General features: G+C 35.6%; 16 protein-coding genes, 1 riboswitch and 1 other annotated feature. Of the genes, 3 read left to right on the top strand and 13 right to left on the bottom strand.

The genetic code is table 11. From position 1 onward, the window contains the following. From BLV40_RS14070 to BLV40_RS14055, 4 genes are all read right to left on the bottom strand, one after another. Window positions 1-1,053 carry a sensor histidine kinase gene (locus BLV40_RS14070; RefSeq protein WP_026591263.1) on the bottom strand — a complete coding sequence of 351 codons (1,053 nt, stop codon included), beginning with the start codon at window positions 1,051-1,053 and terminating at the stop codon, window positions 1-3. Then, a complete protein-coding gene (liaF, locus tag BLV40_RS14065) occupies window positions 1,053-1,793 on the bottom strand; it encodes a cell wall-active antibiotics response protein LiaF (RefSeq protein ID WP_090691029.1) in 741 nt (246 codons plus the stop codon). The genes BLV40_RS14070 and liaF overlap by 1 nt, the downstream gene beginning before the upstream one ends. A gap of 107 nt (window positions 1,794-1,900) precedes the next feature. Further along, complete coding sequence (locus BLV40_RS14060; protein WP_026591265.1) at window positions 1,901-2,563, bottom strand: PspA/IM30 family protein; 663 nt, start codon at window positions 2,561-2,563, stop codon at window positions 1,901-1,903. A gap of 45 nt (window positions 2,564-2,608) precedes the next feature. Continuing rightward, window positions 2,609-2,965 carry a lmo0954 family membrane protein gene (locus BLV40_RS14055; RefSeq protein WP_026591266.1) on the bottom strand — a complete coding sequence of 119 codons (357 nt, stop codon included), beginning with the start codon at window positions 2,963-2,965 and terminating at the stop codon, window positions 2,609-2,611. 291 nt (window positions 2,966-3,256) lie between these two features. Between BLV40_RS14055 and BLV40_RS14050 the strand changes: the two genes are divergently transcribed. Further along, window positions 3,257-3,679 (top strand): GNAT family N-acetyltransferase, encoded by a 423-nt coding sequence (locus BLV40_RS14050; RefSeq protein ID WP_090691026.1) that lies wholly within the window; start codon window positions 3,257-3,259, stop codon window positions 3,677-3,679. A 65-nt stretch (window positions 3,680-3,744) separates the two neighbouring features. On the opposite strand, the gene BLV40_RS14045 is transcribed toward BLV40_RS14050, so the two are convergent. From BLV40_RS14045 to gltP, 3 genes are all read right to left on the bottom strand, one after another. After that, window positions 3,745-5,061, bottom strand: a complete 1,317-nt coding sequence (locus tag BLV40_RS14045) for a Na+/H+ antiporter NhaC family protein (protein ID WP_090691023.1) — start codon at window positions 5,059-5,061, stop codon at window positions 3,745-3,747. Window positions 5,062-5,156: 95 nt separating this feature from the next. Continuing rightward, window positions 5,157-5,261, bottom strand: a riboswitch (SAM riboswitch). Between the two features lie 152 nt (window positions 5,262-5,413). Then, window positions 5,414-5,932, bottom strand: a complete 519-nt coding sequence (locus tag BLV40_RS14040; protein WP_090691021.1) for a ribonuclease FAU-1 family protein — start codon at window positions 5,930-5,932, stop codon at window positions 5,414-5,416. A gap of 66 nt (window positions 5,933-5,998) precedes the next feature. After that, complete coding sequence (gene gltP / locus BLV40_RS14035; RefSeq protein WP_026591270.1) at window positions 5,999-7,270, bottom strand: glutamate/aspartate:proton symporter GltP; 1,272 nt, start codon at window positions 7,268-7,270, stop codon at window positions 5,999-6,001. Between the two features lie 494 nt (window positions 7,271-7,764). Between gltP and BLV40_RS14030 the strand changes: the two genes are divergently transcribed. Both BLV40_RS14030 and BLV40_RS28625 read left to right on the top strand, forming a co-directional pair. Next, entirely contained in the window at window positions 7,765-9,027 is a 1,263-nt protein-coding gene (locus BLV40_RS14030; RefSeq protein WP_090691018.1) for a murein hydrolase activator EnvC family protein, read from the top strand. A gap of 138 nt (window positions 9,028-9,165) precedes the next feature. Further along, window positions 9,166-9,330, top strand: a complete 165-nt coding sequence (locus tag BLV40_RS28625) for a hypothetical protein (protein ID WP_170833661.1) — start codon at window positions 9,166-9,168, stop codon at window positions 9,328-9,330. An 81-nt stretch (window positions 9,331-9,411) separates the two neighbouring features. On the opposite strand, the gene BLV40_RS14025 is transcribed toward BLV40_RS28625, so the two are convergent. The 6 genes from BLV40_RS14025 to BLV40_RS13995 all read right to left on the bottom strand — a co-directional run bounded on the left by BLV40_RS14025 (window position 9,412) and on the right by BLV40_RS13995 (window position 15,318). Next, entirely contained in the window at window positions 9,412-10,770 is a 1,359-nt protein-coding gene (locus BLV40_RS14025) for a sodium-dependent transporter (RefSeq protein ID WP_139265533.1), read from the bottom strand. Between the two features lie 111 nt (window positions 10,771-10,881). Beyond that, window positions 10,882-11,128 (bottom strand) — a binding site (T-box leader). 54 nt (window positions 11,129-11,182) lie between these two features. Then, window positions 11,183-11,806, bottom strand: a complete 624-nt coding sequence (locus BLV40_RS14015; RefSeq protein WP_026591273.1) for an NAD(P)-binding protein — start codon at window positions 11,804-11,806, stop codon at window positions 11,183-11,185. Next, entirely contained in the window at window positions 11,775-12,533 is a 759-nt protein-coding gene (locus tag BLV40_RS14010) for a sirohydrochlorin chelatase (RefSeq protein ID WP_026591274.1), read from the bottom strand. Before BLV40_RS14010 ends, BLV40_RS14015 begins: the two co-directional genes overlap by 32 nt. 1 nt (window position 12,534) lies before the next feature. Beyond that, on the bottom strand, window positions 12,535-13,311 hold the full coding sequence (gene cobA / locus BLV40_RS14005) for a uroporphyrinogen-III C-methyltransferase (RefSeq protein ID WP_026591275.1): 777 nt from the start codon (window positions 13,309-13,311) through the stop codon (window positions 12,535-12,537). 158 nt (window positions 13,312-13,469) lie between these two features. Continuing rightward, entirely contained in the window at window positions 13,470-13,682 is a 213-nt protein-coding gene (locus BLV40_RS14000) for a DUF3906 family protein (RefSeq protein WP_090691014.1), read from the bottom strand. Window positions 13,683-13,695: 13 nt separating this feature from the next. Then, window positions 13,696-15,318 (bottom strand): nitrite/sulfite reductase, encoded by a 1,623-nt coding sequence (locus BLV40_RS13995; RefSeq protein WP_090691012.1) that lies wholly within the window; start codon window positions 15,316-15,318, stop codon window positions 13,696-13,698. Window positions 15,319-15,328: the final 10 nt, after the last annotated feature.

The following is a 15,328-nucleotide window of genomic DNA, read 5'->3' as shown; positions in this document are numbered from 1 at the left end:
CTACTCTTCCTCTCTCTCTATCATAATTGGTACTTTCACTTCAATTTGTGTACCTTTATTCGGAAAACTTAGCACCTTTAATGTTCCACCAATTTCATGAACACGCTCTTGAATGGACCTTAGACCATATGATCCAGCTTTATTGACACCTACTTCAAATCCAACACCATCATCAATGATTTTCAAAATCGCATATTGATCAATTTGGCGAAGGCGTACCTCCGTTTTCTTCGCTTTGGCATGTCGTAATGTATTAGACAATGCCTCTTGTACAATACGGAATAAATGATCTTCTACACCTTTTTTTAATTGAATCGGTTCAATTAACCATTCAATTTTCATATGTTGTTTTCTAGAAAGTTCTGTTAACAACTCCTCTATACCCTCTGTTAACTTTTTACCTTCAAGTTGTACAGGACGTAAATGAAGAAGTAATGCTCTCATTTCCGATTGCGCATTGACAACCATATTTTCTACAAGTTGTAATTGTTTTTTCGTTGTTTCTGGCATATGATCTACTTGTTCATTAATCGCTGACATCATCATAGACATTGCAAAAAGCTGCTGACTCACTGAATCATGCAGTTCCCTTGCTAGTCGATGCCTTTCCTGAGAAATCGCTTCTTGTCTCATTTCTTCATTCCAATGAGCTCGTTCATTCGTTACCTTTTGAAATAACCCAGCTTGTTCCTCTAATCTTCGAGCAAGCGCAATTACTTTTCGTTCTACTTCATGAAATTCATCTTCTGCAGTAAACGAAACATCCTTTGGAAAGTTCCCACGCTCTACTTCAAACAAGAAAGTATTCAAGCCTTGAATACGCTGCTGCATATAATAACCAATCGCATATCCTACAATTCCACCCATAAGAAGACTTGTACTTATAATTAACAAGCCGATTGGAACAGAAGCAATGGATTCTTTCCATAATAAATCATATACATCCTGTCCGCTTTTCCATACATATACAACTGTACAAATAAGTGCAATACTAACAGAAGATAACATAGAATAACGAATGTACATCCATGAAATATTTCCTTGCTTTTTCATTATACTTTCCTCACTTCCGTATCGCCTACGACAAGCGAAGAAATAATTTTAATTCGGCGAGGAGTTTCTTTATACTGTTCTGTCCTAAACGTCACATTTCGATTAAAACCTGTTTCTTCATGCCCCGGAAGCGAAACTCTCCCCATGATGACAGAATGGTTTAAAGATAGTTCGATATCATACGGAACATATAAACGAATGTTCCCAATAACACCACGAATAACAATGACCGTTTCTCCTTCGGGAATCATTGCCGTTGTCAAATCAATTTCAACATCACCGACTCCGTACTGGACATTAATATCTTCTAACTCATAAATATGGTCCATCATTCTTATGTTACCAACCATTATATTCTTAAGGTATGGTTCTGTGCGATAGATTTGTTTTTCTTCATCTATATATCCTTTTTCCTTAATTTCAACTTGTATAGTTTTTGGTTTCTGCTGTCCTTGAATAAGTTGATAACCAATAAAAGCTATGCAAGCAAATACAACTAGCACGAAGGCCGCTGATGAAAACAGGAAGAATAAAAAAACAATCCCCCCAACAAATAAAAACACATTCCCTCTCACATAACGATTCTTTTTCCGATAATGCCTTCCGAACATAATCATAATAAACGCAAAAATAAGGGCCCCTGGTTCAAAATGTCCGAGAACCATATCAAGAAAAAGACCAAATCCAAATACGATGAGGAGCATCCCCAATAATTGTGTTTTTGAAAATTGTTTCTTCATTTCAGCTCCCCCCTTCTTGTTACATATAAATAGAAGAAAAAGGTATTGCTTTCCAACACCTTTTCTTCTACCACTATATCATAAGCTCATTTTATAATATACTACAATTATTTTATTACTTCTTTGTCTAAAGATACTTCATTTTTTTCTTTCATTTCGCGTTCAAGTTTTGCAATTTTCATATCAAATGTATCACGCTCATGATCCTCATTCATACGAAGCTCTAAATCACGAATGTGATCTTCAATTTCTTCAAATCGTAAGAACGGATTATTCTCATCCATTTTATGAAGAGCTGTATTCATACGACGGTTCGCATGAGCCATATTTTCGCGTGCCATTAATTCCATACGCTTTGCATTCATTTCTTTTAGCTTATTTTTCATTTCAGAAAGACGGCGTTCTAATTCATCAATTTGCTCCACTACACCTGCATACATTTCTTCTAGTCGAGCTACTTGCCCTTCGTAGTATGCTACTTCTTCTAATGCACGTTCATGCAATTGCATTTCTCCTGCTTCTTGCGCAATTACAGCTTGCTTTGATCTCTTATTTACGAAGTAACGAGCCTGTTCAAGTTCACGAGCAAAGTTAGATTTTAATGTTTTATGACGTTGGATTAACTTTTCAATTTTTGTTACTTCACGCTCACTATCGCGTAAATATTGGTTTAACATAGCGATTGGATTCTTTCTTTCTTTCTCATCTAATACATTATGAAAATCTGCTAAAATTGCATCGCGCACACGTCCGAATAAAGATTGTTTCATTATAAATCTTCCTCTCTTTTATTTTATGATTTAAGTTGTTTTATATTAGTTTTTCATTAACTTATTCCATTCATCTTCAAAGTTACTATATGGTTTAGAACCTTCTGAAGCAGAATCAACTACTACATGTTTTTCTTTTTTCCACTCACGGTATCCGTAGTATAGAACTACTAATGCCGCAATACCGATTAATGCCGGTGAATGAGATAGGGCGATTGACAAGCCGATTAAACCACCAATACCCCAAGCTAATTTCCCAAAAAATGATTGTGCCCGCACAAATGATTTATAGCTCCAATACACAATTCCTGCTCCAATTGCGAATCCTACTATACCAGCAAGACTTCCAAGAGCAATTAAAGCCAAAATACCAGCTGCGATAAACGCTAGAAATTGTTTCATCTTGTGCTTGCCTCCCTTCGATTTGATACTCTTATCTTAACTATTTTTTCGTTTTTCCATAACGAGCTTAAGAACCGTTTTCATCTCGGACTTAAGACTGAGTCGCATTCAGCCCTTTACAAATCTCATATATATAGAAACAAAGACTTTTTTGCTACTTTGAATGATAATATTCGCTTTAAAGTTAAATATAGTGAAGTTTAAACAAAATCAAAATTTTTAGAAATTAACTTTGAAAAATATGTTAAAATGAGGAAGAAGGCTATATCCAAATAAAGGGAGACTTATATTATGAATTTTCATATTGTAAAAGAAATGAATACTGCCGATAAAAACTATATCAACAATGCTCTTTACGAATATAATTTAAAACATTTCCCACCAGATTTAAGAGGAAGATACTCAGAAATTCATTTATTTCTTAAAGATGAAAATGACAAGGTCCGCGGAGGACTATTAGGTGAAGTTTGCTGGAACTGGTTAGAGATTCATACTCTTTTGATTGATGAAGACATCCGCAAATTAGGATATGGATCCAAATTGTTGTTAGAAGTAGAAAAAATTGCTTTAGAAAGAAGTTGTGATTTTATAAAAGTTGATACTTTAAGCTTTCAAGCCTTAGACTTTTATAAAAAGCACAGTTATCAAGAATTTGGTATTCTTGATAATGTAGGAAGAGACTATAAGCATTACTATTTAAAGAAGGATTTATAAGTAACAAAAAACGCCCAGCATTTATTGGCTGAGCGTTTTTATATTCTATACGATTCACATTAAGGTCAAGCAGTTTTATGATATTGCTTTTTTTCTGCTACTTTTGAAAATCGCGGAAAGCCTATTAAGATAGAAATCACACCACAAATCCCAACCAAAATTGGATAAAACGCATATGGTAACAATTCAACCGGTGACAATGCTGCAAATCCTGCTGCCGTTAACATTTGAGCACCATACGGAATCAACCCTTGTATACAACATGAGAAAAGATCCAATACACTTGCTGATTTTCGTGGATCAATTTCATATTGATCCGCAATGTTTTTTGCAAGAGGGCCAGTAAATATGATAGAAATCGTGTTATTCGCTGTGCACATATTTGTCATGCTTACTAAACCAGCAATTCCAAATTCAGCACCTTTTTTCGAACGAATATTACGTGTTAATACGTCCATTAAATACTGAATACCACCATTATATTGAATGATTTCAACCATTCCTCCGATTAAAATCGATAAAAGTACTAGCTCCATCATACCATTAATTCCTGTTGTTACACTTTTAAAGAAGCTTGCCAATGTGTAACTCCCATCAATAAGACCAATAATACCTGATAAAACCGTTCCGCCCGTTAATACAATAAGTACATTCCAACCAAGTAACGCGGTTATTAACACACCCGCATACGGTAAAATTTTCACCCAATCGAATGCATGAGCTTTTATTTCTGTATCATTTCCAAGTGTAAGCACAACCAATAATACGATGGTAATAACAGCAGCTGGTAATACAATTAAAAAGTTTGTTTTAAACTTATCCTTCATTTCCGTACCTTGCGAGCGAACCGCTGCAATTGTTGTATCAGAAATAAATGATAAATTATCACCAAACATCGCTCCGCCAACAACTGTTGCCATTACTAGTGCAATAGAAATATCTGTTTGTTGGCTAATACCGACTGCAATTGGTGCTAATGCAGCAATCGTTCCCATTGAAGTTCCCATTGCTAATGAAATAAAGGACCCTATAACAAAAATTCCAGCAACGATAAATCCTTGCGGTAAAATAGACAGCGCTAAATTAACTGTAGAATCAACTCCACCCATTCCTTTTGCTGCTTCAGAAAACGCACCTGCAAGTACAAAGATTAACACCATAATCATAATATCCGGATTACCAGCCCCTTTGGCAAACCGTTCTACTTTTGCTGTAAAACTTTCTTTTCTATTCATCGCTAATGCAATTCCTACAGCAATTAAAATCGCTACTAGTATCGGCAATTTATAAAAATCACCTGTAATGATTCCAGAACCAATAAATAGTGCTAAAAATATTCCAAGTGGTAATAATGCTAAGCCATTCCCTCTCGTTTGTTTCAAAATAACATCTCTCCCCTAATTCTAAACCTTTTCTATCCAATAACAAAAGACCTCTTCCAAAGAGAAGAGGTCTTATACATCTATAAGAAACACTCTCCTCATCTTTCAAGCACATGCTTGCTGGATTTGGCACAGCACTCTATCGTGAGTCCGCTGCCGAGGCATCGTAGGGCCAGTCCCTCCGCCTCTCTTTATAAGAAGGTTTCATATTTTATTTTTTAATAATAATTTCTTCCCTAACTTTACCCGCTTACTAATCAAAAGTCAATTATTATTTGTATAAAAATAGTTGGTATTTTTTTGATATTTATACAAAAGTACGAATAAATCAAGCATTACAAACGAAAAATATTCATTTTAATTTTTGAATTTCTTTTTCTAAAATTGTAATCCAAGGGAATTTTTCTTTTTCAATTACTTCGATAAGCCATTTTGCTGTATCCACCGATTCATTATATTCCTCTTTAGAAATATCTCCATCTCTATATGCCTCTTCTAATTCGTCTTCATCAAGCAAATATATATCCCCATTAGGTAATAACACTACATCCAAATATAAATCATCAAAATATGGCATACCTCGCTCATCTATTTTATATTCTTTAGCCACATCAATATAATACTGCACTAATTCCCTTTTTTCATTTAACATAGCTGTGATGGCAAAGTTCTTATCGTTTATAAAATACTGCACCCACGTATAACCTGCATCTACAATACAAAGCTCTCGATCATTATATTTCTTATAGCTCGGCTCTTTTACCTTTTGTATACGCAATATACCTAACATACCTTGCTCTATTGCCTTTACTTCATATGTTTTCTCTATTAACCGATTCCAAGAAGAACCATCCCCATACTTTCTTTTCATTATTCCCTCTCCATTCTCTATGCAGAAAAGCCCTCACTCTATTGTGAGGGCTTTATTCATTACCAATTAAGCTGCTCGCTTCTCTGAAAGTTCTTTTAGATAAGCTTGTCCTTTTGCTTCATCATATTGACCTTCCCACTTAGACATAACAACAGCTGCTAAAGAGTTACCAACTACGTTAACTGCTGTACGAGCCATATCTAAAATACGGTCAATACCTGCGATAAATGCTAAGCCTTCCGGCGGAATACCTACTGTGCCAAGTGTTGCTAACAATACAACAAATGATACGCCTGGTACACCCGCAATCCCTTTAGATGTCACCATTAATACAAGCAATAATGTAACTTGCTGCGAAATTGATAAATCAATACCATACATTTGCGCTAAGAAAATTGCTGCAATTGCTTGATATAATGTAGATCCATCTAAGTTAAACGAATAACCTGTCGGAATAACGAAAGAAGTAATTGCTTTTGGACAACCAAACTTCTCCATTTTCTCCATAATTTTCGGTAAAACCGTTTCTGAACTTGCAGTAGAATACGCTAAAATAAGTTCATCTTTCAAAATCTTGAAGAATTGGAAAATATTAATTCCGAATATTTTCGCTGTCAAGCCTAAAACAACGACAACGAAGAAAATCATTGCTCCATATACGACAATGAGCAATTTCCCTAATGGGATTAATGAAGATAGACCAAATGTAGAAACTGTAACACCAATTAAAGCAAATACACCAAACGGTGCAAATTTCATAACTTGGTTCGTTACATAAAACATCGCATCTGCCACACCTTGGAAAAATTGAAGAACTGGTCTTCCTCTTTCACCAATTGCTGCAACGCCTAAACCAAATAGTACAGAGAAGAAAATGATAGCAAGCATATCACCATCAGCTAGAGATTTCACAATATTTGTCGGAACAATGTTTACAAATGTATCTGCAAAAGAGTGACTCTGTACTTGTTCTGTCGTGTGTGTATATTTAGAAATATCTGTCTTTGTTAATTTGCTCATATCTACGCCTTGTCCTGGTTGGAAAATATTCGCTACCAGTAGGCCTACAACGATTGCAATTGTTGTAATGATTTCAAAATAAATAATTGTTTTTCCGCCTAATCGTCCAAGCTTCTTTACATCACCTACGCCAGCAACACCAACAACGATGCTCGCTACGACAATTGGTACAACAATCATTTTAATTAATCGAATGAAAATATCACCAATTGGTTGTAAGTATCCTACAACTGCTGTATTGCCATAAAAAATCGCCCCTACCGCAATACCCAGCGCAAGACCTATTAAAATTTGCCATGCAAGTCCAATTCTTTTCATACTTGCTGCAACCCCCTTCTTAGATGCTTTTACTCTATTTTTCTCGTTTGTTATGAAACAGTGAAAGTAAGAGTATTACATATTATTCGACAATTCACTACATTTGTCCCTGTTTAAAATGATAAATCATAAAATTAAATCTGACAACAAAATAACTTTGCATGAATACAAATAATTTTCTTGACAAAAACAAAACCCATGTCAGAAAACCTAACATGAGAACGATTCCTCACTGATGATTTATAGGTTTCAAAAAAACGATTTCATTATGAAAAATGCCAACATTTCTCACTCGTTTCACATCAAAAAATTTTAAAATCCGATTTTGGATCCCATTGCATAGTTTCAAACTGATGACAAACTCCTCCAAATCATGCTAAATTCCGACAAATCTTAGCAATTTTATAAAATTTCCTTTACATTATGATTACAACAATAGACACTCTTCTTCTCCTTATGATATATACATTCATAGAGAAGGGAGCTAGACAACAATGAAGAAGAAATTTACAGCTTTCAGCGTTTTAGCCGCAGGGACTATTTTTGTTTCTCCTTTGCTATCACCAGCATATGCAGAAACAAGTCAAGATAAATTATCTAATATTCAAGCCGAGTTAGAAGGCAATCAACAAGAATTACAGGACAAATCAGCAGAGAAAGAACAAATTGAAAAAGAAATACAAGAATTACAGAAAAAAATCGATGATTTAACGGCTTCTATTAATAAAAACGAAACTGAATTAAACGATACAAAAAAAGAAATTAGTAAAACACAACAAACAATTGCTGAAAAAAAGAAACATATTGAGCAATTACAAACTAATATTGACACTCGCCAAGATGTCATTAAACAACGACTACAATCTATGCAAGAGAAACCACGAACAAACATCATAACTGAAGTATTGATGAACTCAAACAATTTTGCCGACCTTGTCGATAATGTGTATTCCGTTAGTTTAATTTTAAATAACGACACAGACATCGTAAAAAAGCAAACAACTGATCAAGAAACTGTAAAGGCAGAAAAAGAGGCCGTTGAAAAAATAGAACAACAACTAAAAGAATCCGAGCAACAATTGGAGCAAAAACAACAAGAACTTCAGAAAAACCAACAAGAACAACAGACACTTATTAACGATTTACATACCAAAGTATCAAAAGTAGATTCTGAGATTGAAGGATTAGAAGAATCAAAAAGTATTTTAGAAAATCAGCGTCAAGCTGTTCAAAAGGCGATTGAAGAAGAAAAACGCGCAGAAGAAGCTCGGAAAGCTGAAGAGGCACGTAAGGTAGAGGAAGCTCGGAAACAAGCTACTACATCTTCAGAAGCTGCTCCAACACCACAAGATACAAACAAAGGTGGATTTATTAAGCCAGCAGCCGGTTCAAAAACATCTGGATTCGGCGCACGTTCTTTAGATAACCATAAAGGAATTGATATCGCTGCTTCCGGAACAGTTCCAATTATTGCAGCTGCTGATGGCGTTGTCATTCGTTCCGAGATGTCATCCAGTTACGGAAATGTCGTGTATTTATCACATCGTATCAATGGTAAAACTTATACAACAGTATACGCTCATATGAGCAGTCGTTCTGTATCGAACGGACAAACTGTAAAACAAGGCGAACAATTAGGATTTATGGGAAACACTGGCCAATCTTTCGGACAGCATTTACACTTCGAACTTCATATCGGTGAATGGAATGTAGGTAAAACAAATGCCGTTGATCCTTCTCCTTATATCGGATTATAAATAAAAAACTCGGTGCATACCGAGTTTTTTTATTTATGTCCAAATTATATTCTTTATTATAAGCCCCTTTGTTTTTAACACTTTATAGGCATTTTACATAAACTAAAACAAAATGCCTATTCATCTGGGGGGATACACATGAATATAGAACAACAAGCAGAACTACAAGAAGCCAAAGAAACATATGTTGGCCGATTATTTACGCTTGGTAGTGCGATCCTATTTTTAATTGGTTCCGTTATATCAATTGCTACAGCTTATAAGACATATACTCGTTTATTACAAACATCTACATCACAATAAAGTGAAACTTTAACCAACGAGAGTATTACTGTCCGCGAATAGCGGGATAAAATAAAAAGGCAGGGAATCCCCCTCGCCTTTTTATTTTGTAAACATTTTAAACACACCAATTGCATTCAAAAATACAATTACTACTGTTACTGGAATAATATAGCGTAACAAGAAAAACCACACGTTAAATAATGTTTTTCCTTTTGTTTCTGTAACTTCTAACTCCTTCATTAATAAATCTTTACTCATTTTATTTGGCACAAACAATGAAATCGCTAGTACTCCTAACGGCAACAATACATTACTTACCGTAAAATCTACTAAGTCAAAAAATGTTTTTCCAAAGATTTTTACATCACTCATAACACCAAATGATAGAGCACATGGAATTCCAACGGCAAAAATGAGTAATCCGATAATAAATGATGCTGAAGGACGTTTCTTCTCATTATCTTTCGCTACAGACGCGACAACAATTTCAAGCATCGAGATTGCAGAAGTTAAAGTTGCAAAGAAGAATAAAATTAAAAACATAATAAAGAAAAATTGTCCGAATGGTATTTTCGCAAACACAGCAGGAAGAACGATAAACAGTAATCCCGGTCCTTCTGTTGGTTTAACCCCCAATGCAAAGATCGCCGGGAAAATCGCTAAACCTGCAAGTACTGTAATAAAAACAGTTAAACTTACGATGGATGTTGCTGATTTCGCTAAATGCTCCTCCTTCTTTAAGTACGAACTATACGTTACCATCACAGAGGCTCCTACCGTTAACGAGAAGAAAGATTGTCCCATCGCATATAAAATCGTATCTGCTGTTAACTTTGAAAAATCAGGTTTTAAGAAAAACTCTACCCCGGCCCATGCGCCATCAAGTGTAAGAGAACGGATAATAATAGCAATAAACAAAATAAATAATAGCGGCATCATATACTTACTTGCTTTTTCGATTCCTTTTTCTACACCTTTACTTACAACGAAAATAGTACAAAGCATAAAGATCAGCTGAGCGCCTACTGCACTAGCAGGATTCGAAATTGTTTGTTCAAACAATTTTCCATATTCAACTGCCCCGCTCCAAAAATCCCCTGTCACACTATAATATAGATATAATAAAATCCATCCACCTACGACACTATAAAAGGATAATACACTAAAACAAGTAACAACGCCCATACGACCAATCCATGGATATAATTTACTATTTGGTACTAACAATTTATATGCAGTAACCGCTTCTTTTTGTGTACTACGACCTATAACAAACTCAGCTATAAGAAGAGGCATACCAATAAACAAAGTTAATAATAAGAAGACTAGGAAAAATGCTCCTCCTCCACCATTACCTGCAACGTATGGAAATTTCCATATCGCTCCAAGTCCTACTGCGGCTCCGGCTGCTGCGAGTACAAAACCTATTTTCGACGTCCATTGCTGTGTTTCTTTCATGATAAAATCTCCTTTTCTGAATATTTACACTTTTATTAATTATACACTTTCATTTCATACTCGCACACCTCCTTTAGAAAATAAAAAAGTCCCCTACACGCTACTATGCATGTAGAGGACGATATATGTAATAGAATACCGTGGTACCACCTCAATTGGATTAAACAATCCCACTTGTTCAGGTACAGGAAACATCCGATACCCTATCCTTTTAACGGCGGAACCCGGGCTGCCTACTAAAATGTTCAGCATACCTCTCGCAAGCCCATTCTGTATATTTTATCGTACCGGGCTCACACCTTATCCCAGCTCTCTGAACGCATCAAATATACGTACTCTTCTTGCTCATCGATTTCATATATTGAAGTTACTAGTGATTATAGAGTAGATTGCTATGTTTGTAAAGAAGTATTTAATCTATTCTTTTATATCCCCTTTCATCTAACTCTTGTAAAAATCTTTCCCTTTTTTGCGGATTTTGAATGTACTCAGACTTCAACACTTCTTGTAATAAAATGTGCTGTCTTCTTTTTTCTAGAGACAATTTCTTCACCTTCATTCTCGCCTCATATAAAAAATCAAGGTACCCTTCATACACATCATCATATTTTTCCGCAATATCATCTCGAATTTTTTTCGCAAGTTTTGGACTTGCACCTCCAGTAGAAACAGCAACATTGAGCTTCCCTCGATGAATAGTCGCTGGAAAATGAACATTTCCACTTTCAGGGTTAGTAATTACATTAACAAGCTGGTTTAATGATGCATCTTGTGCAATATGTTCATTTAATATCGCATCACTTGTAGCTGCTACTACTAAAAATGCATCTTCTAAATCACTTTTTTCATAGTCCTTTTGAAACCAACGAATTTGCTTTGATTCTACAAGCTTCACTAAGCTCGGATCTAAATCATGACTCACTACAACTATATCCGCTCCTTCTTTTAGTAAAGGAGCTATTTTATATGACGCTACTCGTCCACCACCAATGACAATAACTCGTTTATTTGTAATTCGAACTGTAAGTGGATACACGTTCATCTCCCCTTAAAATTTCTTCCGTCTTCTGGATCAATACCTCTTGAAACACATGATTTCTTCCCAAATAAGGACTTACATATATATTCAAATTACTATAATTGCGAACTTCTCGTTCAATATGTTTCATTAGCAATCCTGTAAATAATAAATAAGGAAGAACGACGATGTTCTCATTAGCTCGTTTTACAACTTCTTTTAACTTTTCTTCAAATCGCGGTTCTGCTGCAGCTAAATAACATACTTCTACCTTTTTAACTTTCTCTTCTTTTTCAAACAAAGAAGCAATACGTTTCATATCTTCTAATGCCCTAGGATCACTACTTCCTCTTGCGACAAGTAATAAGGTCACTTCGCTTTCAGAAACTTTAATGCCACTTCCCTCGTACGTGGCTGATACAAGGGGTTCTGAAACACCAAACGGATTTCCGTAAGTAATTGCAATGTGCGGATATTTATTTTGCAGTTTTTTCAATTCATTTGGAATATCTTCTTTCACATGCCCTGCTGCTAATAAAAAAACAGGAACAACAACAACTTCTGTTGCTCCTCTTCTTACACAAGCGGCAAACCCTTCTGAAATAGAAGGCCTTGTTAACTCTAAAAAGCACAGCTCTTGAATAGGAGCTGACACACGATTCATACAAGAAGAAACAAAATCTATTGCTTCCTCTTTCGCCTCTCGGAGCCTACTTCCATGGCATATATATAATACAGCTTTCATTTTATAACACTCCACTTACTGGATACGTAGTATCAGCCTGTTGTTCAAACCAATGAATTTTTTCACGAAAACGAACAACTTCCCCAATCACAATCATACTCGGATTTTGAATCTGCTCATTTCCGGCAATCGTTACAATTGTTCCCAACGTTCCTGTAATAGTTCGCTGAGATGATGTAGTTCCCCACTCCACAATAGCAACAGGTGTATCTTCCTCTTTTCCATGTTTCAAAAGTTGTTCACATATATAAGGAAGATTACTTACTCCCATATAAACAGCAAGCGTGTCGACCCCTTTCGCTAAGTTTTCCCACTTCACTTCTTCTTCAGCACCATCTTTTCGATGCCCTGTCACAACAGCAAAACTCGCGCTCGCGTCTCGATGAGTAACAGGAATACCTGCATATGCTGAAGCAGCAATCCCAGCTGTAATACCAGGTACAATTTCAAATGGAATACCTTGCTTCGCTAATACTTCTGCTTCTTCTCCCCCTCTTCCAAATACAAATGGATCCCCACCTTTTAAGCGCGTTACAATTTTCCCTTTTTTCGCATATTTAACAAGAAACGCATGAATTGTTTCTTGTTTCATCGTGTGATAGTTTGGGAGCTTCCCACAATATATTAAATCTGCATTTGGCTTTGCATAAGAAAGTAATTCTTTATTTACAAGACGATCATATAAAATGACATCTGCTTGCTTGATACACTTGACTCCTTTTACAGAAATTAAATCTGGATCTCCCGGCCCTGCGCCAACAATATATACTTTTCCCATCATCTCTCCTCATTTCTACTATAAAGTGAAACTTCCATCGCTATTACGAATGGAAGTTACAATATATACCCATTTTGATTTACTGACATTTACGTCATGACTATAAAGAACAAAGGGGGATTCCCACTCGTTTTCTACCAACTTTCCAATATTTTGTATTACAACGTCTCTTGCTCATGAATGACAAATGCTGCCCCTTTTCGAATCTTCTTTTTTTCATATAGAGAGATTTCCTTAACTTCTGGCAGCGGTAAAAAATACTTCTCTAATTCTACTTCCACAAGTCTAAATGCCTGTTCTTCACTTTGTGCAACAACTACTACAGGAATAACACCATTTTCCAATACTGCTTCAAAACGATATAAATCCATATTGCCCTCCCCCCTATGATGCAATCACTTCTTCTAAAATAACATTTAACGCGGATTGTAAATCTTCTATACCAATGCGTCCAACAAACTCATAAAATGTTTCAGCTGGCAGTTTATGCTCTTTAAAATATGTTAAAAATGATACAAGAACATTTGGAAGGTCTTCCCCATCAATTTTCCCTTTTAATTTTTGGTTATAGACGCCACCATCTAATAACGTACCACCTACATAAATTTCAAACGCTTCCACAATTCCTTTTTCTTTCGTTTTCAATTTCACCCCTTGCAAACCAATGTCTGCAATTTGTCTTTGCCCACATGAATTTGGACACCCTACCATATGAATACGAACCGGAACATCTAAAACAAGCTGCGTATCTAAATAATCTGCAATATTACGTAGTCTTTCTTTCGTTTCCACTAATGCAAGGTTACAATATTCAATCCCTGTACACGATACTGCATATCCTATAAAAGATTTTGGACTTGCAAAAATAGATTCAAATAAAGGTTCTTTTAACAGTCCCTCCACATTTTCTTTCGGAATATTCGGAATGATGAAATTTTGGGAATTACATGTACGAATCTCTCCATTTCCGTACTGTTTCGCAATTCTAGCAATTTCAAAGAACTCCTCAGAATGTAAACGTCCAACAGGTACGTTAAAACCAACGTATGATAAATCACCTTGTTTTTGCTTATGAACACCGTAGAAATAACCCGCGTTCCACCCTTTTAAAGCATCTTTTCCTTTATCATGTAAAGGCCCTGTATATTCTAATAATTTGTCTTTAAATTTTTCCGGTCCCCAATCGGCAACTAAGAATTTCAAACGTGCTAAATGTCGTTTTTCACGATATCCGAAATCACGGAAAACTGTAGCAATTGCAATCGCTACTGTTTTCACTTGCTCAGGAAGGATGAACAAATCTAGCTCTTGCGCTAAATACGGACGGGCAGATAATCCTCCGCCTACTCGTAAATGAAATCCTTCCACTGTTTTTCCATCAATCTCTTTTGTAGCTGGAATAAAGGCAGCACAGTTAATTTCAGCATTTGCTGCATTATATACATTTGTGCTGATTGACATTTTAAATTTTCGAGGTAAATTCGAGAATTCTTCATTATGTTGGAAGAACTCATACACTTCTTTTACAATTGGTGCAGTATCAAATAATTCGTCACCATCAATACCAGCAAGAGGATTCCCAATGATATTTCTTGTAATATCACCGCAAGCTCCAGCTGATGATAATCCTACTTTTTCTAATCGGTCAAAAATATCTGGTATTTGACCAATTTCAAGCCAATGGAATTGAATCGCCTGCCTTGTAGTAATATCCAGAACATCACGACCATAATCTTCCGCAATCGAAGCCAATACCTCCACTTGTTCATTCGTTAAAATACCAGAAGGAATATTCACGCGCATCATAAAATATCCCGCTTCTTTTGGCCGCTGTAAATATAACCCCGCCCATTTAAATGAATCCCATTCTTCTTTTGGAATAGAATCAAATCCATGTTCAGCATAATACGGAATCGCTTTAAAAATTTCTAACCCGTCTTTTTCTAATTTCTTTTTCTCTGTAGCATTTAACTTTTCATTGTTTGCCCACACTTTTTCATAACTCATTTTTATTCCC

It is taken from the genome of Bacillus sp. 166amftsu (assembly GCF_900107445.1).
GTDB classification, from domain to species: domain Bacteria; phylum Bacillota; class Bacilli; order Bacillales; family Bacillaceae_G; genus Bacillus_A; species Bacillus_A arachidis.
The sequence above is the reverse complement of the archived record's forward strand: the minus strand, read 5'-3'. Positions and strand labels throughout refer to the sequence as shown.